The organism is Marinimicrobium sp. C2-29, assembly GCF_038419845.1.
GTDB lineage: Bacteria > Pseudomonadota > Gammaproteobacteria > Pseudomonadales > Cellvibrionaceae > Marinimicrobium.
On the sequence record NZ_JBCAQT010000005.1, the window covers coordinates 177,088 to 203,517 of the forward strand.

Here is a 26,430-nt window from a genome sequence, read left to right on the forward strand (position 1 = left end):
TTTTTCAGTGGTCGGCCCTTCCGGTCTGCATGTACTGACAGATGTGTTCTGCCAGGCTGGTGCCCGCCTCGTTCATGGTCAGGTAGGTGCGGTTGGCTCCCGCGTTATCAATACGGTTGGCCTCGTCCTCGTACAGGCTGTGGGAGACGATATAGCCTTTAAAGCCATTGGCACGCAGCTTTTTGGCGGAGATGATCTTCGCTTCGGGGTCGCTCATGCTCAGCACCACCGCCTTGATCTGGGTCATGTCCAGCCCCTGCCAGAAGGCCTGGTCCTCCGCGTCGGCAAACAGAATGTTGCGACCGGCGGCCAGGTGCTTGTCCACCTTGCCGGGGTCCGAATCCAGGGCAATCAGTTTGTATCCCTGCTTCTGCAGCCGCTCGTAGGCAGCGGCGCCGGTGCGGCCCATACCCATCACCACGACTTCGGCATCGCCCAGGGAAATCGGCTGCTCATCCGGGTGCCAGCTGTCGCGCTCCCATTTCTGCAGGCGGTTGGCCAGCTTTTCGTAGAGCGGGTGGGCGATGTGGTTGAGCGGCGCCGAGATCACAAAGGAAAACGCCAGCGTGATGGCAATCGGTACCAGCCACTCGGGCAGCGCCACACTGGCCACAATCAGACCGAACTCGCTGTAGTTGCTCAGGCTCAGCCCGGTGAGAAAAGCGCTGCGGGCGCGCAGCTTGAAGGCCAGTAGCAGGAAAAAGAACATCAGCCCCTTGAGCGGCAACACCAGCGTCATGATCGCGGCAAAAATCAGCATGTTGGTGTCAGGCAGTCCCTCCATACCGATCTGCAGGAAGAAGCCCACCAGAAACAGTTCCTTTACGCTCCACAGCGAGTTGGACAGTTCGGTCGCCCGGGGGTGATTGGCCAACAGGGCACCAAAGGCCAGCGCGCCCAGCTCGGAACTGAGCCCCACCGACTCGAACCCCTGGCCACCCACCGCCAGTGCCAGCAGCAGACCCAGCAGCATCAGCAACTCATCGTGGCCGCTCATATCGAGCAGTCGGTTGAACACCGGGCGCAGCAGCGGCAGGCCGAATATCAGCAGTGCCCACCAGGAGGGAGTTTCACCGTTGGCAAAGGCCATCACCACCAGAGCAATCAGGTCCTGCACAATCAGAATGCCGATGGCCACCCGGCCGTGAAAGGCGCGCAATTCGCGCTTGCTGTCGAGCACCTTGGCCGCCAGCACAGTGCTGGAAAAGGCCAGAGCCACGGCCAGCATGCCGGCCGTGTACAGGGACACGTCCATGAACAGGTAAAACGCCGGGGCGAGCACCAGGCAGGAGACGGTGAAATGCATCAGGCCGCCGCCGATCACCTCCGGGCGCACCAGGTTGCGCAGGCGCAGTTTCAGGCCAACGGTAAACAGCAACAACAGCACGCCCAGGTGGGCAATGTGATCCAGTATCTCGCCATTCTCCTCGGGGAGGCCCAGTGCCGGGGCAACGGCACTGATGGCAAACCCGGCGGCCAGGTAGCCGATCAGGTTGGGCAGGCCCATCCGGTTGACCAGAAATCCCAGGGTAAAGGCAAACGCGATCCAGACGGCCTCCAGCATGAAAAGCTCCGTAGGTGAAACGACAGGCCCCTAGTATATCCAACCAAGGCCAATAAAAAAGCCGCGACCCGGTATCGGGTCGCGGCTCAGGCAGGAAAGTGGTGGCGAGGCGGCTGCCCCGCCGCTCATCAGTCAGTGCAGGCGTCCGGGTCGTGCGCGACAAAATAGGACTTGTAGTTGCTGGCGCTCTCATCCATGCAGCCTTCCAGGTTCAGCAGACGCACCGAGCGGAATTCAATCGGCGCACTTTCAGCCTGCAGCGCTATATAGCCCTCGTGCAGCGGCGTACCATCGTCCAGCTGCATGCCGCTGTAGCGAATGACTTCCTCGCCTTCCACGCGATGAATCGCCAGCTCATTGCCGTGCACTTCCACCTCGGCGGTCACCCACTGGTTGCCGTGATAGGTCTCGCTGGTGGACTCGATAATATGGTCTTCGCGCAGCTCACCTTCATAAACCGCATGGGTACCCGGAGTCACCAGGTTGGAGGTGGGACGCTCGTCTTCGCCGTTGCCGCCGAGCAGCTGCACTTCCATGCAGGCCGGGTAGCCCTGATCCAGCTCCATCTGATGGGGCGACTGGGCGTGGTACATGATGCCGTTATTGCGAATGGCCCACTCGGGCGCGCCGGCGACCTGCTCACCCACAAATCGGTATTCCACTTCGATGCGGTAATGGGAGAAGGGCTCTTTGTAGAAAATATGGCCCCAGCGGCCGTCGAGTTCATCGTATTGGTCATAGCTGACCACGATCTTGCCGTCTTCCAGTCTGAACGTGTTCAGCGCGTTTTCACCGGGCGGATGGCCCGCGATCTTGATGATCCAGTCGTCCAGGTCCTCACCGTTGAACAGTTCGACCCACTCTTCCTGATCGGCGTTATGGTCGGGGCCGGGTTGGGAGTTGCAGCCGGTGATGACCGCCGCCGCCAGGCCGATTGATAGAAGATGTTGGGTCCAACGCATAGGGTTGCCTCTCGAATTTATGGTTTATTGTGACTTGCAGTCATGATGCCAAATTTTCCCAATAAAAACAAAGTTCTTATATAAAAATGATGGGTCGCGTGTGGTCGGGTGGTGAGTCACTGAAGAAAATCTGGCCGAAGTGGACCGGTCGGGTCGATTCGTGATGCGTTACGCAAACCGGGTAAATAAAAAGAAAACCAGGCGCCACTCACTTAAATTCAAATTGACAATAACTCTGGGCGGTAGTTAACTCCGGACGACGTCTACAGATCGGCGAGACGGAAAATGGTGCTTCATAACCCGTTCTAATAAATAATCAGTAGCGCTATTCACTTTATTTTTTTGTGTCGAACCTCCGTCGGTTGATAGGCGTTTCATTGCGTTCATCAGCAATACTCCACATGCCAATAATGACTTGAAACAGGAGTTCGAAAATGACAAAGCGACTAAGAAAAAATCTGATATTAGCGGCAGCGGTACTCATGTCCACTCAGGCAGCCCAGGCAATCACTTCGGGTTCCGGAGAAGCCACGCTTGAGGTCAATAACCAATGGGGCTCAGGCTACTGTGCCAGCGTCAGCATCGCCAATAATGGCGATGAAGCCATCACCGGCTGGACCGTGGGCCTGGACCTTAACGGCAGCAGCATCGATAACCTCTGGAACGGCAACCTGAGCGGAGATTCGGTGACACCCGCGGCACACAATGCGACCGTCGCGGCGGGCAGCAGTACCAGCTTTGGCTTTTGCGCCAGTGGCAGCAACACCGCCGAAATCGCCTCACTGGACGTCGACGGCGGCGGTGAAACCGGCAGCAGTTCCAGCGCGGAAAGCTCCAGCAGCTCGAGCAGTTCCAGCAGCGCATCGCCCGGTGGCGAGAACAGCGTCACTGTTCGCATGAGTGGGGTGACCGGAGATGAAAGCGTCAGCCTGGAAATCGGTGGCCAGACCATAGAGACCTGGACGCTGAGCGTCGGCATGCTGGATTACAGCGTTGAGACTGATGCGACCGGTGAGCTTCGTGTGGCCTTCACCAACGATTCGGGTGACCGCGATGTGCAGGTCGACTACGTGATGGTCAACGGCACGACCTACCAGGCCGAAGACCAGCAGGACAATACCGGTGCCTGGGATGGCGAGTGTGGTGCCGGGTCTTACTCCGAGATGCTGCACTGTAATGGTTCCATCGGCTTTGGCAATCCGTTCGACGGCAGCTCGTCTTCAAGCTCTTCGTCAAGCTCCAGCAGTTCTTCGAGCTCCAGCAGCACTCCGACGAACCCGGGTAACCCGGACTTCCCTCCCTTCCACGTGGGCAACATCACCACCAACGGTCAGGTCCGTTCTGACTTTACCCAGTACTGGGATCAGATCACCCCGGAGAACGAAGGCAAGTGGGGCTCGGTTGAGGGCACACGCGACCAGTACAACTGGGGCCCGCTGGATGACATCTACGACTACGCCCGCGCCAACGACATTCCGGTCAAAGCTCACGTACTGGTGTGGGGCAGCCAGCGCCCGAATTGGATCGACAACTTGAGCGCGTCCGAGCAGCGCGCGGAAATCGAAGAGTGGATCAGCGACTACTGCGAGCGCTACCCGGATACCGAGATGATTGACGTGGTGAACGAGGCGTTGCCCTCTCATGCTCCGGCCAATTATGCGGAGAGTGCCTATGGCAGCGACTGGATCATCGAGTCTTTCCGTCTGGCGCGCGAGCATTGCCCCAGTGCGGTTCTCATCTACAACGACTACAACTTCATGACCTGGGATACGGATGCCATCATTGACATGATCCGCCCCGCCGTGGAATCCGGTTATGTGGATGCGCTGGGCCTGCAGGCGCACGGCCTTTACAACCCACGGGTCTGGACCGAGCAGGAAATCTCGGACAAGCTGGATCAGATCGCTGAACTGGGTCTGCCGATGTACATTTCCGAGTATGACATCCAGGAGTCCGATGATCAGCTGCAGCTCGAGTACATGCAGACGCACTTTCCGCTTTTCTACAACCACCCCGATGTGGTCGGCATTACCCTCTGGGGCTACGTCGTCGGCGCCACCTGGCGCGAAGGGACCGGCCTGATGACCAGCGATGGTCAGCAGCGCCCGGCCATGCAGTGGTTGATGGAATATCTGAACCGCTAAGCGTTTAACCGGACTTTCCGGGAGAAAGGGATTTCTCCCGGCAACACTAAACTGGCAATGCCAGCAGGTCGATGTGCCCAACGGTACAGGTGCCGGTTTGCACGTTTGAGTGCCGAAAGCGGACCCAATCCTTCAATGCTTGGCTATCGATTTCGGGACTGTCGGAAACCGCACCGGCAATGCCGGTGATCAGCGCACTCACCATGTGTTGGTCGGCACCCTCCAGCACCCAGGGGCTGGTGGCCGAGTGAACCTCAAAGCCCGCTTCGCTAAACACTCTGGCTATCGCGCTTCCGGCATCCGGCCCTAGCGCCGGGCCAAAGCCCTTGTCTTTACGCTGGTCCCGATTGAACGCCTGCAGAACAACCTCATCCAGCGGATGTGCGGGCGTCCAGTGGGTTGTGCCGTCGTAGTTCAGGGCAGTGTAGAGACCGACCGGGTTTTGCCGGCCGCGGGTTTTCAATTCTTTTGCCAGCGCCTCGATAAAGTTGGCGGACACCAGGTCGAACAGGGCCGAGGCCGTGACCAGTCGCACTCCATCCAATGGCAGGGTTTCAACATCGGCCAGGTCGGCGAGGCAGGTTTCAACGTTTTGTGTGCGGCCATGGCGGCGTTGGGCTTCGGTAAGCAGCGTTTTATCGTTGTCCACCAGTCGCCAGCTCAGGGGCACCTGAGTGGAGAGTGCTCGCAGGGTGGACCCCGTACCCGCCCCCAGATCGACCACGACCGGCTCTTGGTCTGAAGAGCTCTCTTCGGCCAGCCACCGCAGCGCCCGCTCGCGCAGGGCCTGGTCCCGCGCGCGCCGGTCCGCGTCTTCACGCAGGTTGAGCCAATCGATACTGAAACCACTCATGCCAGTTTTACGTCCTCAATCAAGCGTGCCACATGTTCAGCCGTATCGCTCCAGGTCGGCAGGCGGGCCGCCGCGCTCCGGGCGCCGGCCTGAAGCTGACGGCGCAAATCCTCACGGGTCAGCAGACTGTGCAGTGCCGCCGTCAACGCCTCGGTGTCATCGGGTGGCACCAGCAGGCCGGCCGACTCGGGCACCACATCGGGCACCGCCCCGGCACGCGCGGCAACTATCGGTAAACCGGCGGCCAGGGCTTCGGCAAACACCATACCGTAGCCTTCAAAACGCGAGGGCAGCACAAACAGATCGGCGTTGTGGAATTCCGTTTCAAGTTCTTTCATCTCGCCGGCAAAGACAATACGCTTCTGCAATTGCCGCCGGTTCACTTGCTGCTGCAATTGCTCGCTCCAGACCGGGTCAAAGTCGCGACCGCCCACAAAGCGCGCCTGCCAGGGTAAATCGGCCAGGGGCGCCAGGGCATCAATCAGTACATCATGGGCCTTGCGCCGGGTCAGGGACGCCACGGTCAGCAGGCGCAGCGGATTGCCTTCGCAGGGGGCAAAGGGAACCGAGTCGGTGCCGGGTGGCGCTACCACCACTTGATCAGAAGGCACGGCGAACTGCGCACTCAGAATCCGGCGGGTAAACTCACTGGTGACAATCACCGCCCGGGCCGCCTGCAGTGCCCGCTGCTCCGAGGCCTGAAAACGCTGCTGTCGAGCGGGGTCCAGTCCCGACTCCAGCGCCAGCGGGTGGTGACACAGGGCAATGAGCCGCAACCGCTGTTGTTCCGCTTCGGCCAGCTCATCGAGGGTGCCGAAGGCCAGCCCGTCGATGATCACCACCGCGCCATCCGGCATAGCGGCCAGGGCCCGGTGCGCCTCCTTCAGAGCGTGAGCATCGGGGAAAGGGAACTGTGCGGATAGCGCGATGGTTTCAACCCCCACGCCCAACTGACACAGCTCCCGGATCAGGCGGCGGTCATACTGATAACCCCCGGTCAGCGTCTCCAGTTGTCCGGGGTAAACAAAATACAGGGAGTCGACGGTCATGCTTCATCCATCATGGGGTTCAACGGCTATCTGATCCGTTCCCGGTCAGAGGTCGTAAAGGGTTAAATACCGTCCCGGCTGATATCTGTTATGGCCCGGACATACGGTGAGTTGGCATAACAGCATTCTGAAGGTGTAATGTCCATACCTGAGCCGGGGAGGGCGGGGCATCGGGTTGCCGGAAAGGCAGCGGGCCTATAACCTTCAGGATCAGGGCTTTGATACGGTGGACGCCAATACCGACAATGCCGATTACCTTTTGACAAAGGCGCAGCGTATGGATCATCTACTGCCACTCAAGCCGGCCAGCAATCAGTGAACCCATGAACCTCCATCAAGACATCGAACAATGGCTGGTCAGTGAACAGCGCGACTTTCTCAGTGGCCACAACGGCCACAGCGGCTCCGGAACCACTGACCGGACACGACCTCATGTGACCCTCAGCTACGCCCAGAGCTGGGATGGCAGCATCACCACCGATCCGGGCAAAACCGTGGCGCTCAGCAGCGATACCGGCATGCAGATGACCCATCAGCTGCGCAGCCTCCACGACGGCATCCTGGTCGGGATCGGCACGGTCCTGGCCGACGATCCGCGCCTCACCGTACGCAAATGGACCGGGAGAGATCCCCAGCCCATCGTCCTGGACAGCCACCTGCGCATGCCGACTTCGAGCCGCCTGTGTCAGGGCGGCGAGCGTTGCTGCTGGGTGCTCACCACCGAGCAGACCGCCGCCAATCGCAGCGATTGCGAGGCGATTGTGGTGTCCGGCGACGATGAAGGCCATGTCAACCTGCGCGAGGGGCTCCAGGCGTTGCATGAGCGCGGTATCCGCAGCCTCATGGTCGAGGGCGGTGCCTCGGTGATCACCGCTTTCCTGCGCGCCGGTCTGGCCGATGCCGTGGTGTTGACCGTGGCCCCGGTGTTCATCGGCGGCTACAACGCCATTGGCCGACTGGAGGAGCCAGGCACGAGAGTGTTTCCGCACATCGCGCCGCTGCACAGCCGCCAGCTGGGGGACGAGCTGATCGTGTGGGGCAAGCTCAGCTATAGCGAAGACGCCGGAGCCGGGGCATGACCGAGACGACGAGCCCCGAGACCGCCTCGCAACTCTGGTTCACCGCTCCGTTTGAAGTGGAGGTACGGGAGGTCCCCCTGGCCGTGCCGGGGCCCGGCGAAGTCCGGGTACGAAGCCTCTATTCCGCCGTGAGTGCGGGCACCGAACTGCTGCTCTACCGGGGCCAGCTGCCCAATGACATGGCGCTGGACACGACTCTGGAATCCCTGCAGGAATCCTCCCAGTACCCCGTGCCGTTTGGCTATGCCTGTGTCGGTGAGGTGCAGCAGCTGGGCGAGGGCGTCGACCCCGCCTGGCAGGGCCAGCGGGTGTTTTCCTTCCAGCCTCACGCCAGCCATTTTATCGCCCGCCCGGAGCAGTTGATTGCGGTACCCGACGACGTTTCCTCCCAGGCCGCCGTTTTCCTGCCCAATATGGAAACCGCCGTCAATCTGGTGCAGGACGGTCACCCCCTGCTCGGCGAGCGGGTGGTGGTACTGGGCCAGGGGGTGGTCGGTCTGCTGTTGTCCGGAGTGCTGGCGCAGCATCCGCTGGCCTCATTGAAGGCGGTGGAAGGGCTGTCTCAGCGCCAGACGCTGGCTCGCGCGATGGGGGTGCATTCACTGTTCAGTCCGGGCGAGGCAACCGATGGCGCCGGGCATGCGACCGCGAGTCTGGCCGACGCCGACCTGATTTACGAGGTGAGTGGCCATCCGGAAGCGCTCAACCTGGCCATCGGCCTGAGCGGCTATGCCAGCCGCATCGTCATCGGCAGCTGGTATGGCAGCAAACCCGTTTCACTGGATCTGGGCGGTGAGGCCCATCGCAACCGCCTGCAACTGATCACCAGCCAGGTCAGCACCCTGGCGCCGGCCCTGGGCGGGCGCTGGGACAAACAGCGCCGGTTCGGTGTGGCCTGGGACATGATCCGCCGCCTCGATCCGACACAGCTCATCACCCACACCGTGCCGCTGCAGGAGGCCGGAGCGCTCTACCAGCAACTGCATGAAGCGCCTTCGGACATCGTGCAGTCACTGTTTCATTACCCGGATTAATCACAACAGGAAGCCTATGTATACCGTTGCCGTCAGTCAGGATTTTATCGCCAACCACTACCTCATCGGCGGGGATTGGGGCGACGAGAACAGCCCTCACGCCCACCACTATGTGCTGGAAGTCCAGATCGAGAGTGACACCCTCAACGAGCACGGCTACCTGGTGGACATCATGGAAATCGAGGCGGCGTTGAAAGACGTGGTGACTTACTTCCGCGACAGCATGCTGAACGACAAACCGGAATTCTCCGGCCTCAACCCGAGCCTGGAGCATTTCAGCCGGATCCTGAACGAGAAGCTCATGGCCGGCATCACTCCGCCGGGCACCGGGGCGTTGACCGTGAAGCTCTGGGAAAATGCGACCTGCTGGGCGTCCTATCGCCAGTCATTCGGCTGAGGTCATTCGCTCGAAAGCGGGGCGCGTTGAAGCCGCGGTTGGTGAAAGCTCCACAGACAGCCCAGGCCAATCAGCAACACCAGGGCATCGCGCAGACGCATCAGCGCGATCAGACCGACGGCGGCACTCACCGGCAGCCCGAGAAACTGAAAAGACCACAGCAACGACGCCTCGATGGTGCCGATGCCCCCGGGCACCGGCAGCAGCATTGCCAGGCGCATGCCCACCATGATCAGGATCACCTCGGTCGGTGACGGGGACAGACCGAGAAAGCGCAGCAGCACCACCAACTCCAGCAGTAACGCGCCCCAGCCCACCAATGACAACAACAGCGCCAACCACAGGCGGGGCCGGTGCCGGGCCAGACCACCCCGCAGTACATCCACCAGCGCCTGCCAGCCACTCTTCTCGGGCTCACCGGATGTTTCATCGGGCACGTTTTCCGACCGGGTCCGCCAGCGTCGGGCCAGCGGGCGGAAGCGATTGGCCAGCCACTCCGGGTGCCGCAGTATCAGCACCACCGCCACCAGCATGACGCCGAGTACACCGGCCAGGGTCGCGGATACCTGAAGCCAGTCCTGCACGGGCAGGATGGCGGTGCCCGCCAGTATCAGCACCCCGGCCAAGAGCACCGCGATATTGGTGCCGGTCTCCATGAACCGGTCCAGCCCCAGCACGGCAACGGCCCGGTGCAGGGGCGTGCCGCCATCGCGTTTGAGCCAGTACAGCTGCAGGGGCTCGCCCCCGAAATGCGGGCCGGGCGTCAGAAAGCTCACGGCACTGCCCGCCTGGCGTAGCCGGAACAACAGGGGCAGCGACAGAGGCGTCCGCAGTGCCTGCCCCAGCAACTGCCAGCGTTTGACCGCCAGATACAGAATGACGACATTGACCAGAGACCAGAGCAGCCAGTTGTCCCAGGAGAGCAGCCCGAGCTGGGTGGCCATATTGTTCAACGGCATTTGCCTGAGGGTCCAGCCGGCCAGTGCCAGCGCCAGCAGCCAGAGACCCAGCGTCACGCCGTTTCGGATCCTGCGGTTCGGGCGGATCAAAGGGAAGACTCCCGGCCCGCGCCGAGTCGGCCGCTGACATGCAGCCAGTCACGACAGAAACCGACCAGTAGCGGAATCATCAGGGCAAACCCCAGATTGCGGGTCAATTCGGCCGGCAGGGGCGGCCAGAGCGCCAGGGCTACCAGCGCCATCTGCAGGCCCGCCAGGTAGCGCCGCAGGGAGCTGGGCGGCAATGGGTGGACCGGATTACCGTGCGACTGTCGCCAGTAAATTCCCCACTGAAACAGGTAGTAGGCGATGCTCACCAGAAGGTAGCTGACCTGGAGTTTGCCATAGAGCACCGCGAGCAGCGGGGCGATGACCAGACCGAAAGCATCGAGTCCGGTATCCAGCTCCATGCCCAGCCGGGTTGTCTGTTGCTGGCGTCGCGCCATGTAACCGTCCAGCCCGTCCCCCAGCGCCGCCGCCGTGTAAAGCGCGGCCGGAACATAGAGCAGCCACGCCTGTAACTCGATATGAGCAATGGCCAGAAAACCGGCGGTCGCGGCGATCAGCAGGCCACGCAGCAGGGTAATGCGGTTGCCATGGCCCAGCGTGGCATAGCCGGTGTCATCGAGGCTGCGACGGTTCAGGTATAGCCGCTTGTGACACTGCCAGAGCACAAAGCCCCAGCCGACCAGACCGGCCAGCAGCCAGGGCAGGGCAGCGGCCGGCCCCTCGAGCACTGACAGAACCAGGGCCATGGCGGCCAGCAGGCTCGTGCCCAGCACCGCCACCCAGCGCAGTTCGCGCTTCAGCTTGCGCGGTACTTTATCGCGCGGCCACGCCCCGGGCGCTTCAGTAGTGGCGGACATGGGCGAGCCGGGCGAAAGGCTGACGACGGGTATGGGTTGTCTGGTGACGACTTGCGATCATAGTGTCTCAGGCTGAATGACATGTGGCGTGAGTATACGACCCGCGTGCGCCCCAAGACTACTGGTGAGCAAGAATGCCACTCCCGCTCGGCGATTGACCTACAGTCGGAAGATGTTTCTGGCAGGATCGAACCGGGACGGTTTATCCCATATCTCCCCGTTCAGTACCGCATTGAAAAACGCCTCCACTTTTTTATTGGCGAGCGCGCCGCCCTCAAAGTACGCATGAGAATCCCCGACATGGGGCTGACCGGTAAAATCCACATAGGTGGCGACTCGGGAATCCAGCTTGCGTCCATAGTGGCCGAGCCTCGCCTTCTGCAGCTCGCCCATTTTCAGGCGGGAGGCCTTGAGTGCCGAGTCCCGCTCATTGATGGTGATGTACACGCGTCCGCGGCTTTGAATATTATCCACCCAGTCTGCATGGCCCTCGTTGTTGGTATCGGCGGCCACCATTACCACATTGTCAAACAACAGGTGGTCGGCGCTGTAAATGGAGCTGGTGAGCAAGCGCTTGAACAGATAGTTGCCCATGCTGTGCAGCATCAGATTGATGGTGAAGGGGCAGCGTTTGCGAACGGCCTGGGCGAAGTATCGGTCCCAGGCCTCGGCGTCATCCGCGAACTTCTTTTCAGCTCTGGCTTCCAGGTCGGCAACAAACAGGTCGTGGAAGGCATGGAGTAACAGCTCCATCTTCTCCAGCACCCGATCCAGTGCGCCGATGGAGGCCGCCGCATCGCGCTTATCGTTCCGGTAGCTCAGCACTCCGTGCAGCCCCCCGCCGTTGGCCGGCCAGCTGAAGCAGACCACCTCGACGCCATACTGGGTTTCCAGCTGTTCGGCCCGGTCCAGCACCGCCGTCATATCATTGTTGAAGCCGTGAACAAACAGCAGAATATTCTTGCCCTTCGTGGATGATCTGGCACCGGCCGGGCGACCGGCGCAACGCTCCAGGAGCCTGCGCGCCACATACTCGCTGGCGAAATAGTTTCCATCCGGGGGCAGCCCCACACTGTCGGCCATATCAGGCGTGATTACATCCGGAAGAACATGGATGTGCCTTTTCTGTCCCTTTCGGGTGACCTCGACCAACCGCAGATTGTTGGGCCCCTCGGCGGGGGTTTTGCCAAAGGCCTCCACTTCGCCCGTTTTGCTTTCGTCGACAATACGATTGGTCACGACGTACATGGCGTTCACCCTCTTTACGGCTTCCCTTCGGCGACCGATAGCGGCGACTTTCCATTGTTTGTGGTGCGAGGGCTGCGACGAGCCCGGGTTTATCGGGAGGAAAGCAGCAAAAAAGGTGCCGAAAAAATAACTGATTGATTCACAAAAATATTTTTGGGCGGAATGAAAAACGTTAGTTGAAGGTGTAAGAATACTTGACAGCATTTACCTTTGCAGTGGGATTCCCCATCTTTCAAAGCGACGTGTTGGATAGCAGGGCCCGGGCACATTGTGCGTTCACATTGGTTTTCATTATTTATATGATAAGATTTGGGCTTGCCCCGGGGTGCCTGGTGTTTCCGCACTGACAGCGCCCTCCGGTGCGCAGTGAATACAGAAATAACGATAAGGACCCCCCTCATGCGCCAACTGCTCTGCCTGGCTGTTCTGGCCAGCTCACTGTTTTCGGGCCATGCGCTGGCCGACAAGACCGAACTCTCGGCCGACGCCAACCTCTGGATGAATGTCACCTCTTTTGGTGAGGCCCATCGGATCGGAAGTGAACTCCACCTGCTTTCAACCGGCAACTGGTTCTACCTGACCAAAAGGCGGTACCGGGATTTCGAGTTGACGCTGGAGGTGAAGGTCCCCGAGCTGGACGAGTACGTGAACTCCGGCATCATGTTCCGCGGTCAGATCGCCTATGAGGAAGACATTGAGAGTTATTACGCCTACGGCTATCAGGCCGAGGTGGACCCCTCTGACCGGCGCTGGAGTGGCGGCCTGTACGAGCAGGGCACGTCGCGTCAGTGGCTGTTCCCCCTGCACCCGGAGCGCTCCGAGCCGGGCGAGCACTTCCAGCACAATCACTCCCCCGAGTGGACGTCAGAGAAGTCCGAGGCGTTTCGTGGGGGTGAGTGGAATCACTACCGTATCCGCGCGGTGGGCCCGGAGCTCAAGATCTGGGTGAACGAGGTGCTGACCACCCATGTAACCGACACCCGCTTCAGCGAAGGCCACATTGGCATACAACACCATGGCAGTAAGGCCTTTGCCCGGGACGGCAGTACCGCCAACACCGTCAAGTTCCGTGCTATCACCATCGAAGAGCTGTAAACCATGTCGTTCGTCAATCTTCTACGGGCGGGGCTGACTCTGCTCTGCGTCAGTCTTGTGCCGGTTTCGGCCTCAGAATCACCCGACTCCAACGAGGCCGCCGAGCCCGAGTTCAAAGGGGACCGCGAAGGGCATGAAATGCGCGATGTGATCCCCAAGCGTGACATTCCCTCGGCACCGGTCCTCTCGGTAGAACAGGCCCTCAAGCGTTTTCAGGTACAGCCCGGGTTTGTGGTTGAACCGGTGGCCGCCGAGCCCAATGTCTTCAATCCGGTAGCGCTGGCTTTTGACGCCCGGGGGCGGATATGGGTGGCCGAAATGACCACCTATATGCCGGATGTCCAGGGCACCGGCGAAATGCAGCCCAGAGGCAATATCGCCGTGCTGGCCGATACCGATGGCGACGGCGAGTTGGATGAGCGGACCGTCTTTATCAGCGAGATCGTCTTGCCACGCACCGTGTCCATCGTGGAGGGCGGTATTTTCTATGCGGATCAGACGTCCCTCTACTTCGCCGAAGTCCAGAATGAAGACGGGCGTCTGACCCCGGGCCTTCACGAAGTGGTGGACCCTGATTACGCCCGGGGCGGCAGTGTGGAGCACAAAACCAATACCATGCTTTACGGGCTGGACAACTGGTACTACAACGCCCGAAGCGATACCCGATACCAGGTGCTGCCCCATGAATCAGCGGTGCCCACAGGCGCGGAAGAAATCTACCGCAACCGGCACTGGAAACTGGTCAGAGCCGGGACGGAATATCGGGGCCAGTGGGGGCTGAGCATGGATGACTACGGCCGCCTGTACCACAACGGCAACAGCTCTCCCGTCCATGGCGAGTACCTGTTACCGAATGCATTGGCCCGCAACCCCGGTTTCTGGCCCGACGCGACCGCGCATGCCATCGGCGGGCACAGGGTCTATCCGGCCCGGATGAACCCCGGCGTCAACCGGGGCTATATGGAAGGCGTCCTGGTCCCCGAGGGCCCCGACCGGGGGAAGCTGGTTAACTTTACCGCTGCCAGTGGCAGCCTGGTCTACCGGGGGGATAACTTCCCGCAACCCTATTACGGTATGGCTCTGACGCCGGAGCCCGCCGCCAACCTCGTGACTGCCCGGCGTATTATCGAAGGCGAGGGGCAACTCAGTGGGGAAGCCCTGTTTCCCGGGCAGGAACTGCTGACGTCTACCGACGAACGCTTCCGGCCGGTCAACCTTCATAACGCACCGGATGGCAGTCTGTACGTGGTGGATATGTACCACGGCATTCTGCAGCACCGGGAATTTTTGACCAGCTACCTGGCCGCCCAGATCAAGGACCGCGAGCTGGATGAGAACAACAACACCATGGGGCGCATTTACCGCCTGCGCTGGCAGGAAACGCCGGCGGCCGATGTGCCGGATCTGACTCAACTCTCCCCGCTCCAGTGGGTGTCCTTGCTCGGTCATGACAATGCCTGGCAAAGAGACACAGCCAGACGATTGTTGGTCCAGGGGGAGGCGGGCCCCGAGATCATCCGCGCGGTCAAACGTGAAATTCGCAACAGTGAGCGCCCCTTCGCGATCATCAACGGCCTCTGGACGCTACGGGGGCTCGATGCCATCGATCTGGCGACCGTGCGCCGTTACCTCCGCCACGACAATGACTGGATTGCCATAACCGCCGCTGCTGTGGGCGAAGCCCTGCCCAAAGCCGACCACAAAGCGTACCGGAAGCAGTTGATGAAAATGGCCAGATCGGGCTATCCCCGTGCACTGCAGGCCGCCGTTTCGGTCTCGGCCATTGAAGGCGGACTCGACATCTCCCGCCATGTGCTCAAACACCACCGCCACCAGCCCTACGGGCGCGAAGCGGTCATCAGTGGCCTGGGGCAGGAGGCCGATGCCTTTATCGCCAGCCTCGAAGACGGTGAACTCGATGAGGAAACCGAATACCTGCTGAACAACCTGGGCAAGCGCCAAGAGGAAGAGAGCAACCGTGCGCAGCTGTCCTCCGATCGCCAGGCGCTCTATGACCGGGGCAAGCAACTGTTCAACGGCGAGGCCGCCTGCGCTTCCTGCCACGGCCGTCATGGTAACGGCCAGACCGGCGTCGCGCCGACTCTCTGGGAAACCCAATGGGTGAAAGACTCTCAGCGACTGGCCAGAGTCCTGCTGCACGGGCTTTCCGGACCAATCCAGGTGGGGCCCTTTGTGTGGGATACCCCGGCGGTGATGCCCGGCTTTGCCGCCCGACAGGATATATCGGACGAGGACCTGGCGGCGGTGGCGACCTACATCCGTAACAGCTGGGGTAATGCGGAAGACTCCGGCGGTGCCTTGAAAGAGAGCACCATTACGGCCGTACGCGAAGCCACCGAAGCCCGTTCAGAACCCTACACCGCAGAAGACTTTCAATCGCCGGAGCAGGACCGCTAGCCGGTAAACGGAATTCCATCATCCAGGGAGGCGCCGCACCAGAGGTACGCTGGGGTCTTATGTGGAGTTCCGCGAGGCTTGAGCGAGCGGCCGACCGCATTGTTGCGATACAGCCGCTGCTGCTGAGAGGATTTAGCGTTGAACGCTCACTCTGAAAGAGCGGGCAAACACCAAGCCAGCCAGAGCCATCAGGATCAGCCAGTGGATCGTACCGCCACCACCGCCACCGTTGGCGTCACCACCAGGCGCATCGCTGCTGCCATCGTCACTGCCATCGTCATTGTCACTACCGCTATCGATACTGTCACAGTCGCCGCACAGGTCCGCGATCTCCGTTGAATCCAGCGCATAGTTGTAAATGCGCAGATCATCCAGACGGCCGTTGAACATCGGGTCGCTTTCAAATTGACTCTGCCCGACCTGGTTGTCGACCGGAAGGATGCCCACCGGATTGTTGGTGACCGAGTCGTTGACCGCAGCCTCCTCACCATTCACGTAGAGGGTAGCGGTGTCATCACCGAGCGTTATGGCCACGTGAACCCACTGGCCCGTGGGCAGTTTCGATGTCTCGACAATCTGCTGCTCGGCGGTACCGTGCAGTGTGATCGCAAAGCGCAGGGTGCCGCTGGTGGAGCTTGGGGTCAGCATGAAGTAGCGATCGACATCGTGGCCGAAATCAAAAATACGCTGCGAGTTCGCACCTCCTTCCCAGCGCACCCAGGTAGCGATGGTCATGTCGGTCAGGTGAGGTGCCTCCGGGCTCAGGTTCACCAGATCATCGGTGCCATCCAGCTCGATGGCCTGCCCAATGCGGCCCTCGGTATAGCTGGGCGATCCGACCGTCGAGCCGTGGTGAAAGCCGATACTGTCCTCGGCACTGCCTTCAAACTCGTAGTGTGCGATCAGCCGTGGGCCCAGGGCCTGCGGTGTGGCCGAAACCTCACTGCTGTCAGTAGAGAGGTTGTAACCGCTATCCGCTGCCTGCACGACATAGTAATAGGGTGTGCCGTTCGTCAGCTTTCTATCGACATAGCGACTCTCGGCAATGCCGCTCTGGATCAGGGTGTAGTCGCTGCCGCTGGTGGTCGTGCGGTAGACGTTGTAGCTGCCCATGTCGGATTCACTGTTGTCGGCCCAGTCCAGGCGGATCGCGCTGTCACCCGCAATGGCGCTCACCTCGGTCGGAGCGGCCGGGGCCGTGGTGTCGCCCCCCTCGATCTGGGTGAAAACAAATTGCTGACTGTCCCGGCCGTCCGAACGCCACTGTTCGACATTGGCACCGTCCGCCGTTGAGCCGTCTTCGACATTCAGTGGTTTGCTGCTCGCCCGGTTCAGGATTTCATAGTAGCCGTTGCCCTTATCCACCAGGCGGAACTGCTGTGCCTCGACACTGGCCGAGCTCCAGATCAGGATGTTGTTGCCATCGCGAATTCCGAAATTGGCATTGTCCATGGAGAAGCCGGTGCTGCCGGCCGGGTGAAGGGTCCAGTAGTGTTGGGTGTAGTCGGTGGCATTGCCGTTTTTGTCACGCGCCCGGCGCACCACCCACTGCTGGCAGGCCGAACCATCGTCTGTGGCTTGCTGAACATTGTTGCCGTTGCTCAACGCTGTGCAGCTGCCGTCGCTGCCACGGGTCTCAAGTGGCAGGCCGCTGTGTTTGGCCGTGATGGTGTAGGTACCGCCGTCTTCAAGGTTGGCATCAACCGGGGTCGGCGCCTCGGCACCGGCGATGGTGAAATCCCTTGTGAGCACGGGCCAGTCATCGTCATCAAACGACATTTCCAGTAAATCCACGCGCGCGGGCCAGCCGCTCTCAGTGGTGCCGTCGTAGTAGTGCACCGACACCAGGTCCTGGCCGTTGTTGTCGAAGTAACCGTAGTGGCCCGGTGCCAGCTTGTTGCCTTCCGTCACAAGCACGGGCGTGCCGCCATAGCTCCACATATCCTTTCCGTTTTTATCCAGGTAGGGACCGGTCGGGCTGGTGGAACGGCCCATGACAATGTGGTAGCTGCTGTCCTTGCCGGCGCAACAGGCGCCCAGGGTGGCGAAGGCGTAGTAATAGCCATTGATGTATTCGATCGCCGCCGCTTCGAACTCATTCCAGCGCCCATTGTTGCCGATAATGCCCCACCGGTCCTCGTTGAGCCGCTTGCCCGTCGTCGGGTCGATCTGGCGCAGGTGAATGCCGCCAAAGTGGGTGCCGTAGGCCATCCAGATATCGCCGTTGGCGTCTTTGAACAGGCCTGCATCAATGCTGCCGATGATCTCGCCAGCTGCCGTGCGCGGCTCCGTGTCATCAGAGACGACCAGGCCGTGATCGGTCCAGTCCGGATCATTGAGCGACGGGGTGGAGGCGACACCAATGGCGGTGGTATTACAGTTGCTCCCGCAGGGCACGGTGTAATACAGCCAGTACTGGCCTTCAAACTGAATCAGGTCCGGCGCCCAGAAAGTGCCGTCGAAGCCGGGCGTCTGTTCATCAATCCACTCGGGCCAGTTGCCATTGGGGAAAACGGGCTCGGCAATCTGCCAGCTGATCAGGTCGGTTGACCATTTGGCGGCGATGCCCTCGCCGGTGCCAAAGGTCCAGTAAACGCCGTTGTCTTCCTCAATTGAAGAGGGATCATGCATCTGATCCTCGTGATACAAATTGATTGCCAGAGCACTGGCGGGAAGGAGAAGGCCACCGCACAGTACTAGCACGGCGAATGTTGTCTGTTTTAAGAAGCGCATGAATGGTTCCCCAATTATTATTTCCGGGAGCGGGCGGTGGTAGAGATCAACTTCTGGTGTGTTTTTATGGGCGCCAAGCGCAATAAATAGGCTGCTTCGCGAATAGTATTAATATAATACAAAAAGAATGGAAAGCCAACCCTCTTCTCGTTGCGCGTGTCTATAAACTAAAAAATGGGGCGGGATGAATCCCGCCCCTTTGAAGGCTTTGTTTCTTTCCTCACTAATCAGAGTGAGCTGCAGGTGGCCACATTCTGGTTCGAGTCGTAGGTCAAAGCGCCGGCAATGTCATCCACACAAAAGGAGAAGCTGACATTGCCTTTTTTCGTGCCCGTTGTAGTCAGAGTGGCCTGCCCATTGGCATCGGCGTCAGCCGAGGCGGTTTCGCTAAAGCCCCCGCTGAAGGTGCCGGTAACCGTGGCGCCCTCTACCGCAGATCCAGTATTGTCGAGGACGGTCACCACAGCCTGGCCCCGCTTGTTGCCTTTGCCGGAACTGACTGTCGATAGGACAATGCTGTCTGCAGACATAGTGGTCGCATCACCCGTGTCACCGCCACCGTCACTGTCGCCGCTGTGCAGAGCCGCAACTTCGGTTGAGCTCAGGGCGTAGTTGTAAATACGCAAATCATCGAGTCGGCCGTCGAGCAGGGGGTCATCAAACTGGCTTTGCCCAACCTGGTTGTCGACCGGGAGGATGTCCACCGGGTCGTTGGTCACCGAGTGGTTGCTGGCCACTTCCACACCGTCGACGTAAAGCCGGGCGGTGTCGTCACCCAGCGTTATGGCCAGGTGTACCCACTGGCCGGTGGGCAGCGCGGAGGTCTCCACAATCTGCTCCTCGGCCGGACCGTGCAGGGTAATGCCAAAGCGCAGAGTGCCGCTGCTGGAGCTCGGCGTCATCATGAAGTAGCGGTCGACATCGTGGCCGAAATCAAAAACACGCTGCCAGTCCATGCCGCCGTCCCAGTGCACCCAGGTGGCAATGGTGATGTCGGTCAGGTGGGGCGCCTCGGGGCTCAGGTTGACGACGTCATCGGTGCCATCCAGATCAATGGCCTGGCCAATACGGCCCGTTGTATAGGCGGGGGAACCGACCGTTGAGCCGTGGTGGAAGCCAAGGGTGTCGTCGGCATTGCCCTCAAACTCGTAGTGTGCAATCAGGCGCGGGCCCAGCGCCTGCGGCGTGGCCGAGGTTTCACTGCTGCTGGCCGAGAGGTTGTAGCCACTGTCGGCGGCTTTGACCACGTAGTAGTAGGGGGTTCCGTTGGTGAGCTTGCGATCGACATAGCGGCTTTCCTCGATGCCGGTTTCCACCAGCGCGTAGCCGCTGCCACTGGTGGCCGAGCGATAGACGTTGTAGCTGCCCATGTCCGCTTCGCTGTTGTCGGCCCAGTCCAGGCGAATTTCACCGTCGCCGGCCGTCGCGCTCAACTCTGTGGGCGCTGCCGGGGCCGTGGTGTCTCCGCCGCTCACCTGGGTGAATACAAACTGCTGACTGTCCCAGCCCTGGGATCGCCACTGTTCGACATTGGCGCCATCGGCGGTGGAGCTATCAGCGACATTCATCGGCTTGCTGCTGGCGCGGTTGAGAATTTCATAGTAGCCGTTGCCCTGATCTACCAGACGGAACTGTTGCGCTTCAACGCTGGCCGCACTCCAGATCTGAATGTTGTTGCCATCCTGGATCGCGAAATTGACATTATCCATGGCGAAACCGGGATCGCCCGCCGGGTGAAGGGTCCAGTAGTGTTGGGTGTAATCGGTGGCGTTGCCGTTTTTGTCGCGCGCCCGGCGTACGACCCACTGCTGGCAGGCGGAACCATCGTCCGAGGCCTGGGCCACGTTATTGCCGTCGCTCAGTGCGGTGCAGCTGCCGCGGGTGCTGCGGGTTTCAAGCGGCTTGCCACTGTGTTTCGCGGTAATGGTGTAGGTGCCGCCATCGGCGAGGTTGGCGTTCACCGGGGTGGGCGCACCGGCGCCGGCGATGGTGAAATCCTGGGTAAAGACGGGCCAGCCATCGGCGTCGAACGACATTTCCCGCAAGTCGACCCGCGCGGGCCAACCGCTTTCGGTGGTGCCGTCGTAGTAGTGCAGCGACACAATGTTTTGGCCATAGTGGTTGAAATAGCCGTAGTGCCCTGGCGCCAACTTGTTGCCCTCGGTAACCAGTACGGGGGTGCCGCCGTAGTCCCACATATCCCGGCCATTTTTATCCAGGTAGGGGCCGGTGGGGTTGGTGGAGCGGCCCATAACAATGTGGTAGCTGCTGTCTTTGCCGTCGCAACAGGCACCGAGGGTGGCAAAGGCGTAATAGTAGCCATTGATATACTCCACCGCCGCGGCTTCGAATTCGTTCCACTCGCCGTTGTTGCCTATAATGCCCCAGCGGTCTTCGTTGAGCCGCTTGCCGGTGGCCGGGTCGATGGGGCGCAGGTGGATGCCACCAAAGTGGGTGCCGTAGGCCATCCAGATGCCGCCGTTGGCATCCTTGAGCAGGCCCGCATCGATGGAACCGATTTTCTCGCCGGCGTCGGTCAAGGGTTCGGTATCGTCGGAGACCACCATGCCGTGATCGGTCCAGTTCGGATCGTTCAGCGAGGGAGTCGAGGCAACGCCAATGGCGGTGGTATTACAGCCTGTGGTCCCGCAGGGCACGGTGTAGTACAGCCAGTACTGGCCCTCGAATTGAATCAGATCCGGCGCCCAGAAAGTGCCGTCAAAGTTGGGTGACTGCTCGTCGATCCACGCCGGCCAGTTGCCGCCGGGGAACACCGGCTCGGCAATCTCCCAGCTCACCAGGTCGGTTGAGCGCTTGGCTGCGATGCCTTCGCCGGTGCCAAACGTCCAGTAAACGCCGTTGTCCTCCTCGATCGAGGAGGGGTCGTGCATCTGATCTTCGTGATACAAATTGATTGCGTGAACGCTGAGGGGTAGGAAGTAGCCACCGAGCAGTAGTAGCACGGCGAGAATGCGTTGCTTGGAGAGTCTCATAGGTAAACGTCCTAATTTTTATGGGTTTTCAGGGTGGGCGCCAAACGAAGTGGATGTCGGGTGGCAGCCGTGCCGATGCGTATTCCCGAAAACGTGTTGTCGCAGGAAAATTATTGTTAGGTGCCCATTTGGATTTTATGGGTAACCGACGCAATTATTTTTCAGTGTCACTTCAATAGTAATATATTACTATTAGATGGCAAGATTGAGGCTTGAAGTGTCACCGATTACATATAGATGTGTTTGAAATCATTGTTCGTTATTGTTATTCACATTTGAAATATTCAGTCGTCCGCTTTGAGCAAAACCGGGCCCACAGCGTTGCTTCCACATTGGGTATCGTGGCGCTATTCCGTGGCCGTCGTTGCTACCCAATCTTTGAGTGTCCCGTCGGATGGGCGTGTTGGCGAGTATCGCGCCCCCGAGCGTTTCGCGATGTTGCGTTTCGCCCGCTCGCTCTTCCCTCATCGATAAAACGCCTGACGGTTTCCAGCGGGATGTGATCGCTGACATCGCGGCCATACCAAATATGCTCTATGCGGCCGTCTTCGGCCAGCAAAAAATCGGCGGGCACGATGCGTACATGAGGGTTATTGCTGGGGCGCCCGCCCTTGGTGATGCCCTTGATAATGCGCGGGAGCTTGAACATCATTGCCTTGAACAAAGCCGAGGTGGAATGCTCAATGCCATAGTAGTTGTACACCTTCAGGTTGGGGTCGGCGAGCATGGTAAACGGTCGGGGGTGCTTGGCAACAAAGCGCCGAACCTGTTCGGGGGTATCACTGAAAACGGCCACAATCTCCAGGTTGTGTTCTTTCCACAGCTGGTAGTTGTGCGTCAGTTCATACAGCCGAAAATTGCAGAAAGGACAGCCCGCGTCGCGAAAGAAAGACAACATCACCCGCTTCCCAATATGATCACTGAGCTGAAATCGGTTGCCAAAGACATCTTTGCCACGAAAATCGATACCCTGGCAGGGCGCATTTAATCGCATCTGGCTTCCCCTCTTGTGCTTATTGATGAACGAACTGATAGAGAACCTTACTGACTGTACGTAACATCAAGCGATTTGGATTCAACACTCGGAGTTGGGTCTCACTCCCTGCCTTCTTCCTCCAGTGTCAGATTGCCGGTATCGGGGTCGCGATGGACCTGCCCCAAACGATGATTGATGCCTGTGTGAAGATGGCACTTGTCATCGGTGCTTTTAGATGCTTTGCAAGACTCTGTACGCTTGCGCACAGATAATACGCGCCAACTGGGGGATGATTGGTGACGCACAAAAGAGCCACCAACCAAGGATTCTCTATGAAAACCTCCAAACAACATCGCGGGCTCAAGCCACTGCACTGGCTGGTACTCCTGGTCTTCACTGGTCTGGTCGGCTGCGACAGCGGCGGTGGCAGCAATGGCGGTAATAACAGCAGCAATAGCAGCAGTACTGCGACGGCCAGTAGCAGTAGCAGCAGCGATTCCTCCTCGGCGTCCTCCGACTCCGAGCCCGAGCTGCGAGGCTTCGAAGTGTGGCTCGAGGGCGAGCAGTCAGTCCCCATGGTCCAGACCGACCAGTCGGCCATGGCCAGCGTTACCATCAACGAAACCGATGGTCTGGTCACCGCCGAGATGGACCTCAATGACGTCTCAGGTGTCAATGCCGCCCATATTCACACGGGCGAGGTGGGCAGCAACGGGCCGGTGACGTTCGGCTTTAGCGATGCTGACGAAGACGGTGTCTGGAAGATTGAGGGAGAAGCCGTTACCCAGGCTCAGTATGAGGCGCTGATTGCCGGCCAGTGGTACGTCAACGTCCATACCGAGCGCTATCCGGACGGAGAGATTCGCGGGCAGATCCTGACCGACACCCAGACTGTCCACGCCTTTACCCTGTCCGGCGAGCAGGAAGTGCCGCCGGTAGAGACCGATGGCTACGGACAGGGCTACCTGCTGTATGACAGCAGCAATGGCATGCTGACGCTCAACACCTGGGTGTGGAACCTCACCGCCACCGCCGCCCACATTCACCTCGCCGAAGCCGGCCTCAATGGTGACATCGTCGCCGGGTGGGAAGTGAGCCCTGACGATGAGGGTGTCTGGCAAGTGCCCGAAGAGACCATCCTCGGCTCGGATGAAGTGCTGGCCCTCTACATGGCCAACCTTTACGTCAACATTCACACCGAGGCCAACCCGGATGGCGAGATTCGTGGGCAGATCCTGCCGGAGGGGTACGAGCTGCTCCTGTTCGACCTGTCCCCGGGCCAGGAAGTGCCCCGCGTTGAGTCCAGCGCGAGCGGAGCCGGCTATGCCACCATCAATACCGAGACCGGTGGTCTGCGCCTGAATGCCTGGTCGATGAATATGCAAGCCACCGCCGCTCATATTCACGAGGCCGGCATCGGCGAGAACGGTGATGTGGCGATCGGCCTGGAAGAGAACACGGAGCAGGTCGGACTCTGGCAAATACCGGTGAATACCGGGATGGAAGCCGAGACCCAGGCATTGCTGCTCTCCGGGGGCCACTATCTGAATATGCACTCGGATGAGTACCCGGATGGCGAAATCCGCGGCCAGATTGTATCGGGCCCCTGGGATGTACTCACCTTTGCGTTGAGTGGAGCTCAGGAAGTGCCGCCGGTCGAGACCGAGGCCGAAGGCGATGGTTACGCGCTGCTGAATACCGAATTGGGTGACCTGACGATGGTGGTCAACACCCGCAACCTGGACACCGCCTCGGCGGCCCACATCCACACCGGCGCGGCCGGAGTGAATGGCGATATTCTGCTGGGACTGGAGCAGGACGGTATCGACGCCTCGGTCTGGCGCCTGCCAGGAGATATCTCACTCGACGAGCCCACCCTGGCCGAACTCATGGAAGCCGGGCACTACGTCAATGTCCACTCCCCAAGCCACCCCGATGGCGAAATTCGCGGCCAGATTACCTATTAGTCGGGCAATTGGCTAGCCAGAGGCCGGGCGCAACAAGCGGCGCCCGGCCGAGCCACCCTTCACTAACCCATCAATCATTCATCGAGCTCTCTCGATGCATCTTCCTGACGCGCGCCATAAACAGTGACTCTTCCGGCACGGAGACTGACGCCAGCAGTGCCTGCACAAAATCGTCGGGCGCCTGCATGTCGGAGCCTTCATCAGTGATGGGGAATGAAGCCCGGACTTTCACAAACTTGTCTTCTTTGACAAAAGTGTAAGTGGCGGTATAGACACGCTCTGACTGGCTGTTGGAATAATGCCCGTCCATAAAGCCCACCATGGGCTCTTCCTGTCCGGAGTCCCAGGGAGAGGCCCGGGAGGCATTCAGTTCAATATCCTTGATGTAACCCTCCTTCTCCATGTGCTGGATCTCGGCCCGTATATTCTCCATCTCGGATTCTATGACCTGCCGGGAGTCGCTCCAATCTGTGGAGCGGATCGGGTAGACAAAGACATCAATCCGGTCAAACGCGAACTGGTTGTGGTTGAAGCTGATCATGTTGCCCATAAAGGGATCGCGGTACCGGTACTGATCTATTTGCCGGTAGTTCGCCAGCTCTTCAGGGACGTCCAGCTGCGAGTAGTCACTGGATTTCAATGCCTCGGCCAATCGCTCCGGGGTAAATGGATTATGCTGATCAATGTCCTGCATCAGGCGCTCGGCCAGCAGGCGGGCAACAAACTCCGGGATTGGCTCAACTTTCTTGATGATTGATGCGGACTGGGTGGCCGAAAACTCGTGTGAAAACTGATCAACGACCTCCCCGCGCCAGAGCACGACAAACTCGGCACTGAGCGTCATGTCGAAGTGTAGCGGTATCAGTGTCAGGCTGGCGCCGGACACAATCGCGTTGGCCAGCCCCTTCGCATCCTCCTGAACCTTCCGGGCGGATGATACAAGAACCTGATAGTCAGCCTGCACCTGGCCGTAACTCACGCCTTCAAACCGACCGCTATCGTTCAACGCATTGGCGAACGCATTGATATCGTATTGATTCTCTTCACAGCTGTTCCAGACGGACTGGTCCTTATGCGCCTTGCAGTCTTCCCTGAGCTCATCGCTTAACTCGGAGTAGAAAATGCTGATGGCCGGAAGGTCCGGTTCAGCCGATCCTGAGCGGTCTCTGTTGGAGTCAGTCGTTGCGCAGGCCGTCAGCAAGAGGGCGAGGCAGGGGATGAGTAGTGTTTTCATAAGATAGTCCCTTCGTTTCAATATTGGGTGCCACCTGGCATTAGTGTCTGATCGAAAATTGACGGTGTATTCTCAAGCGAGAGAGGACCCGGGAGCCAAAGCGGATCGCTAGCTGACACAAACCGCGCGTTACCACTCAATGCTGATTTTAGTGCCAACCTCGACCAGGCTCATGAACTCGTCCATTTCCGGGTTGGTGAGCGCGATGCAGCCATCGGTCCAGTCGAACTTCTGGACAATGGACGGCCTCAACCCCAACCCCTCGCGCTGGCCGTGCACCATGATGAATCCGCCCGGCGAGACCCCGTTCTGCAGGGCGTTCGCCGTATCGAACTCATTGGGGTAACTGATATGCATGGCTCGGTAGAAGGCGGAGTCTTCTTTCGTGTAGTCCAGGGTGTATTCGCCCTCCGGCGTTCGCTGGTCCCCCTCCTGCTGCTTGTGCCCCTTGGGGTTGCCGCCAAGGGCGATACGATAGGCTCTTACCACTTCATTGTCAGCAATGAGGTACATTCTCCTTTCTGACTTGTCGACCTTCACCAGATCGATATCCGCATTGGCAGTACTCGCGAGAAACGCCAAGAGTAGAGCAGTGATAATATTTAGGACCGGCATCCCGGTACGGTGGCCCCCTGACAGGGGCTGGCGGTAGAGGGCTTGCAAATTCATTGACTGGCTCGATCAGCACACTTTACGGACAGTTTAATGCCGAAATTCAGGGAATGCCAGAGCTGCCTTCTTCGTTTTTCTCTGACTTCATTTTCAATCGCCAAATAGTCCTTTATATCCTTTTGAGTAAACATTGATCCTCCTGTTTATA

19 protein-coding genes and 2 pseudogenes are annotated in these 26,430 nt (G+C 59.8%); 9 read left to right on the plus strand and 12 right to left on the minus strand.

What is annotated here, in order from left to right:
• Positions 1 to 4: 4 nt before the first annotated feature.
• Together AAE484_RS06800 and AAE484_RS06805 are read right to left on the minus strand one after the other, a co-directional pair.
• Positions 5 to 1,564: a cation:proton antiporter family protein gene (locus tag AAE484_RS06800; RefSeq protein ID WP_341937604.1), complete on the minus strand. Its 1,560-nt coding sequence runs from the start codon at positions 1,562 to 1,564 to the stop codon at positions 5 to 7.
• 128 nt (positions 1,565 to 1,692) lie between these two features.
• A complete protein-coding gene (locus AAE484_RS06805) occupies positions 1,693 to 2,526 on the minus strand; it encodes a 3-keto-disaccharide hydrolase (RefSeq protein WP_341937605.1) in 834 nt (277 codons plus the stop codon).
• 482 nt (positions 2,527 to 3,008) lie between these two features.
• On the opposite strand from AAE484_RS06805, the pseudogene AAE484_RS17460 reads away from it, so the two are divergent.
• Positions 3,009 to 3,311 (plus strand): annotated as a pseudogene (locus AAE484_RS17460) (cellulose binding domain-containing protein); the annotation flags it as partial.
• A 24-nt stretch (positions 3,312 to 3,335) separates the two neighbouring features.
• A pseudogene (locus AAE484_RS06810) lies at positions 3,336 to 4,670 on the plus strand (endo-1,4-beta-xylanase); the annotation flags it as partial.
• Between the two features lie 46 nt (positions 4,671 to 4,716).
• Here AAE484_RS06810 and AAE484_RS06815 read toward each other — a convergent pair.
• Entirely contained in the window at positions 4,717 to 5,523 is an 807-nt protein-coding gene (locus AAE484_RS06815) for a class I SAM-dependent methyltransferase (protein WP_341937607.1), read from the minus strand.
• Positions 5,520 to 6,572, minus strand: a complete 1,053-nt coding sequence (locus AAE484_RS06820) for a glycosyltransferase family 4 protein (protein ID WP_341937608.1) — start codon at positions 6,570 to 6,572, stop codon at positions 5,520 to 5,522. The genes AAE484_RS06815 and AAE484_RS06820 overlap by 4 nt, the downstream gene beginning before the upstream one ends.
• A gap of 148 nt (positions 6,573 to 6,720) precedes the next feature.
• Here AAE484_RS06820 and AAE484_RS06825 point away from each other — a divergent pair, with 148 nt between their 5' ends.
• The 4 genes from AAE484_RS06825 to AAE484_RS06840 are packed head-to-tail and all read left to right on the plus strand — an operon-like array spanning position 6,721 to position 9,082.
• Positions 6,721 to 6,891: a hypothetical protein gene (locus AAE484_RS06825; protein WP_445928838.1), complete on the plus strand. Its 171-nt coding sequence runs from the start codon at positions 6,721 to 6,723 to the stop codon at positions 6,889 to 6,891.
• Positions 6,892 to 6,895: 4 nt separating this feature from the next.
• The gene (locus AAE484_RS06830) at positions 6,896 to 7,651 is read left to right on the plus strand and encodes a RibD family protein (protein WP_341937609.1); all 756 of its coding nucleotides are present in this window, start codon (positions 6,896 to 6,898) and stop codon (positions 7,649 to 7,651) included.
• Positions 7,648 to 8,685, plus strand: a complete 1,038-nt coding sequence (locus tag AAE484_RS06835; RefSeq protein WP_341937610.1) for a zinc-dependent alcohol dehydrogenase — start codon at positions 7,648 to 7,650, stop codon at positions 8,683 to 8,685. The genes AAE484_RS06830 and AAE484_RS06835 overlap by 4 nt, the downstream gene beginning before the upstream one ends.
• A gap of 16 nt (positions 8,686 to 8,701) precedes the next feature.
• Complete coding sequence (locus AAE484_RS06840; protein WP_341937611.1) at positions 8,702 to 9,082, plus strand: 6-pyruvoyl trahydropterin synthase family protein; 381 nt, start codon at positions 8,702 to 8,704, stop codon at positions 9,080 to 9,082.
• Positions 9,083 to 9,084: 2 nt separating this feature from the next.
• Here AAE484_RS06840 and AAE484_RS06845 read toward each other — a convergent pair whose 3' ends face one another.
• The 3 genes from AAE484_RS06845 to AAE484_RS06855 all read right to left on the minus strand — a co-directional run bounded on the left by AAE484_RS06845 (position 9,085) and on the right by AAE484_RS06855 (position 12,194).
• Positions 9,085 to 10,098, minus strand: a complete 1,014-nt coding sequence (locus AAE484_RS06845; protein ID WP_341937612.1) for a lysylphosphatidylglycerol synthase transmembrane domain-containing protein — start codon at positions 10,096 to 10,098, stop codon at positions 9,085 to 9,087.
• 29 nt (positions 10,099 to 10,127) lie between these two features.
• On the minus strand, positions 10,128 to 10,946 hold the full coding sequence (locus AAE484_RS06850) for a CDP-alcohol phosphatidyltransferase family protein (protein ID WP_341937613.1): 819 nt from the start codon (positions 10,944 to 10,946) through the stop codon (positions 10,128 to 10,130).
• Between the two features lie 159 nt (positions 10,947 to 11,105).
• A complete protein-coding gene (locus AAE484_RS06855; RefSeq protein WP_341937614.1) occupies positions 11,106 to 12,194 on the minus strand; it encodes an alpha/beta hydrolase in 1,089 nt (362 codons plus the stop codon).
• 399 nt (positions 12,195 to 12,593) lie between these two features.
• Here AAE484_RS06855 and AAE484_RS06860 point away from each other — a divergent pair, with 399 nt between their 5' ends.
• On the plus strand, positions 12,594 to 13,289 hold the full coding sequence (locus AAE484_RS06860; RefSeq protein ID WP_341937615.1) for a 3-keto-disaccharide hydrolase: 696 nt from the start codon (positions 12,594 to 12,596) through the stop codon (positions 13,287 to 13,289).
• Positions 13,290 to 13,292: 3 nt separating this feature from the next.
• Positions 13,293 to 15,707, plus strand: a complete 2,415-nt coding sequence (locus AAE484_RS06865; protein WP_341937616.1) for a PVC-type heme-binding CxxCH protein — start codon at positions 13,293 to 13,295, stop codon at positions 15,705 to 15,707.
• Positions 15,708 to 15,839: 132 nt separating this feature from the next.
• Here the strand turns inward: AAE484_RS06865 and AAE484_RS06870 are convergent, their stop codons facing one another.
• From AAE484_RS06870 to AAE484_RS06880, 3 genes are all read right to left on the minus strand, one after another.
• A complete protein-coding gene (locus AAE484_RS06870) occupies positions 15,840 to 18,338 on the minus strand; it encodes an RICIN domain-containing protein (RefSeq protein ID WP_341937617.1) in 2,499 nt (832 codons plus the stop codon).
• 329 nt (positions 18,339 to 18,667) lie between these two features.
• A complete protein-coding gene (locus tag AAE484_RS06875) occupies positions 18,668 to 21,433 on the minus strand; it encodes a family 43 glycosylhydrolase (RefSeq protein WP_341937618.1) in 2,766 nt (921 codons plus the stop codon).
• A gap of 367 nt (positions 21,434 to 21,800) precedes the next feature.
• Positions 21,801 to 22,427: a peroxiredoxin family protein gene (locus AAE484_RS06880; RefSeq protein WP_341937619.1), complete on the minus strand. Its 627-nt coding sequence runs from the start codon at positions 22,425 to 22,427 to the stop codon at positions 21,801 to 21,803.
• Between the two features lie 314 nt (positions 22,428 to 22,741).
• Between AAE484_RS06880 and AAE484_RS06885 the strand changes: the two genes are divergently transcribed.
• Entirely contained in the window at positions 22,742 to 24,376 is a 1,635-nt protein-coding gene (locus tag AAE484_RS06885; protein ID WP_341937620.1) for a CHRD domain-containing protein, read from the plus strand.
• Between the two features lie 70 nt (positions 24,377 to 24,446).
• Here AAE484_RS06885 and AAE484_RS06890 read toward each other — a convergent pair whose 3' ends face one another.
• Together AAE484_RS06890 and AAE484_RS06895 are read right to left on the minus strand one after the other, a co-directional pair.
• Positions 24,447 to 25,610, minus strand: coding sequence for a hypothetical protein (locus AAE484_RS06890; RefSeq protein WP_341937621.1), 1,164 nt, complete (start codon positions 25,608 to 25,610; stop codon positions 24,447 to 24,449).
• 129 nt (positions 25,611 to 25,739) lie between these two features.
• Positions 25,740 to 26,279, minus strand: coding sequence for a L,D-transpeptidase family protein (locus AAE484_RS06895; RefSeq protein ID WP_341937622.1), 540 nt, complete (start codon positions 26,277 to 26,279; stop codon positions 25,740 to 25,742).
• Between the last annotated feature and the right edge of the window lie 151 nt (positions 26,280 to 26,430).

Bases quoted from the DNA above. Each gene is read 5' to 3' on its own strand.
- AAE484_RS06800 (WP_341937604.1), bottom strand. From the start codon at position 1,564: ATGCTGGAGGCCGTCTGGATCGCGTTTGCCTTTACCCTGGGATTTCTG.
- AAE484_RS06865 (WP_341937616.1), top strand. From the start codon at position 13,293: ATGTCGTTCGTCAATCTTCTACGGGCGGGGCTGACTCTGCTCTGCGTC.
- AAE484_RS06880 (WP_341937619.1), bottom strand. From the start codon at position 22,427: ATGCGATTAAATGCGCCCTGCCAGGGTATCGATTTTCGTGGCAAAGAT.
- AAE484_RS06820 (WP_341937608.1), bottom strand. From the start codon at position 6,572: ATGACCGTCGACTCCCTGTATTTTGTTTACCCCGGACAACTGGAGACG.
- AAE484_RS06805 (WP_341937605.1), bottom strand. From the start codon at position 2,526: ATGCGTTGGACCCAACATCTTCTATCAATCGGCCTGGCGGCGGCGGTC.
- AAE484_RS06870 (WP_341937617.1), bottom strand. From the start codon at position 18,338: ATGCATGATCCCTCTTCAATTGAGGAAGACAACGGCGTTTACTGGACC.
- AAE484_RS06890 (WP_341937621.1), bottom strand. From the start codon at position 25,610: ATGAAAACACTACTCATCCCCTGCCTCGCCCTCTTGCTGACGGCCTGC.
- AAE484_RS06855 (WP_341937614.1), bottom strand. From the start codon at position 12,194: ATGTACGTCGTGACCAATCGTATTGTCGACGAAAGCAAAACGGGCGAA.
- AAE484_RS06815 (WP_341937607.1), bottom strand. From the start codon at position 5,523: ATGAGTGGTTTCAGTATCGATTGGCTCAACCTGCGTGAAGACGCGGAC.
- AAE484_RS06885 (WP_341937620.1), top strand. From the start codon at position 22,742: ATGAAAACCTCCAAACAACATCGCGGGCTCAAGCCACTGCACTGGCTG.
- AAE484_RS06875 (WP_341937618.1), bottom strand. From the start codon at position 21,433: ATGAGACTCTCCAAGCAACGCATTCTCGCCGTGCTACTACTGCTCGGT.
- AAE484_RS06830 (WP_341937609.1), top strand. From the start codon at position 6,896: ATGAACCTCCATCAAGACATCGAACAATGGCTGGTCAGTGAACAGCGC.
- AAE484_RS06840 (WP_341937611.1), top strand. From the start codon at position 8,702: ATGTATACCGTTGCCGTCAGTCAGGATTTTATCGCCAACCACTACCTC.
- AAE484_RS06850 (WP_341937613.1), bottom strand. From the start codon at position 10,946: ATGTCCGCCACTACTGAAGCGCCCGGGGCGTGGCCGCGCGATAAAGTA.
- AAE484_RS06895 (WP_341937622.1), bottom strand. From the start codon at position 26,279: ATGAATTTGCAAGCCCTCTACCGCCAGCCCCTGTCAGGGGGCCACCGT.
- AAE484_RS06860 (WP_341937615.1), top strand. From the start codon at position 12,594: ATGCGCCAACTGCTCTGCCTGGCTGTTCTGGCCAGCTCACTGTTTTCG.
- AAE484_RS06835 (WP_341937610.1), top strand. From the start codon at position 7,648: ATGACCGAGACGACGAGCCCCGAGACCGCCTCGCAACTCTGGTTCACC.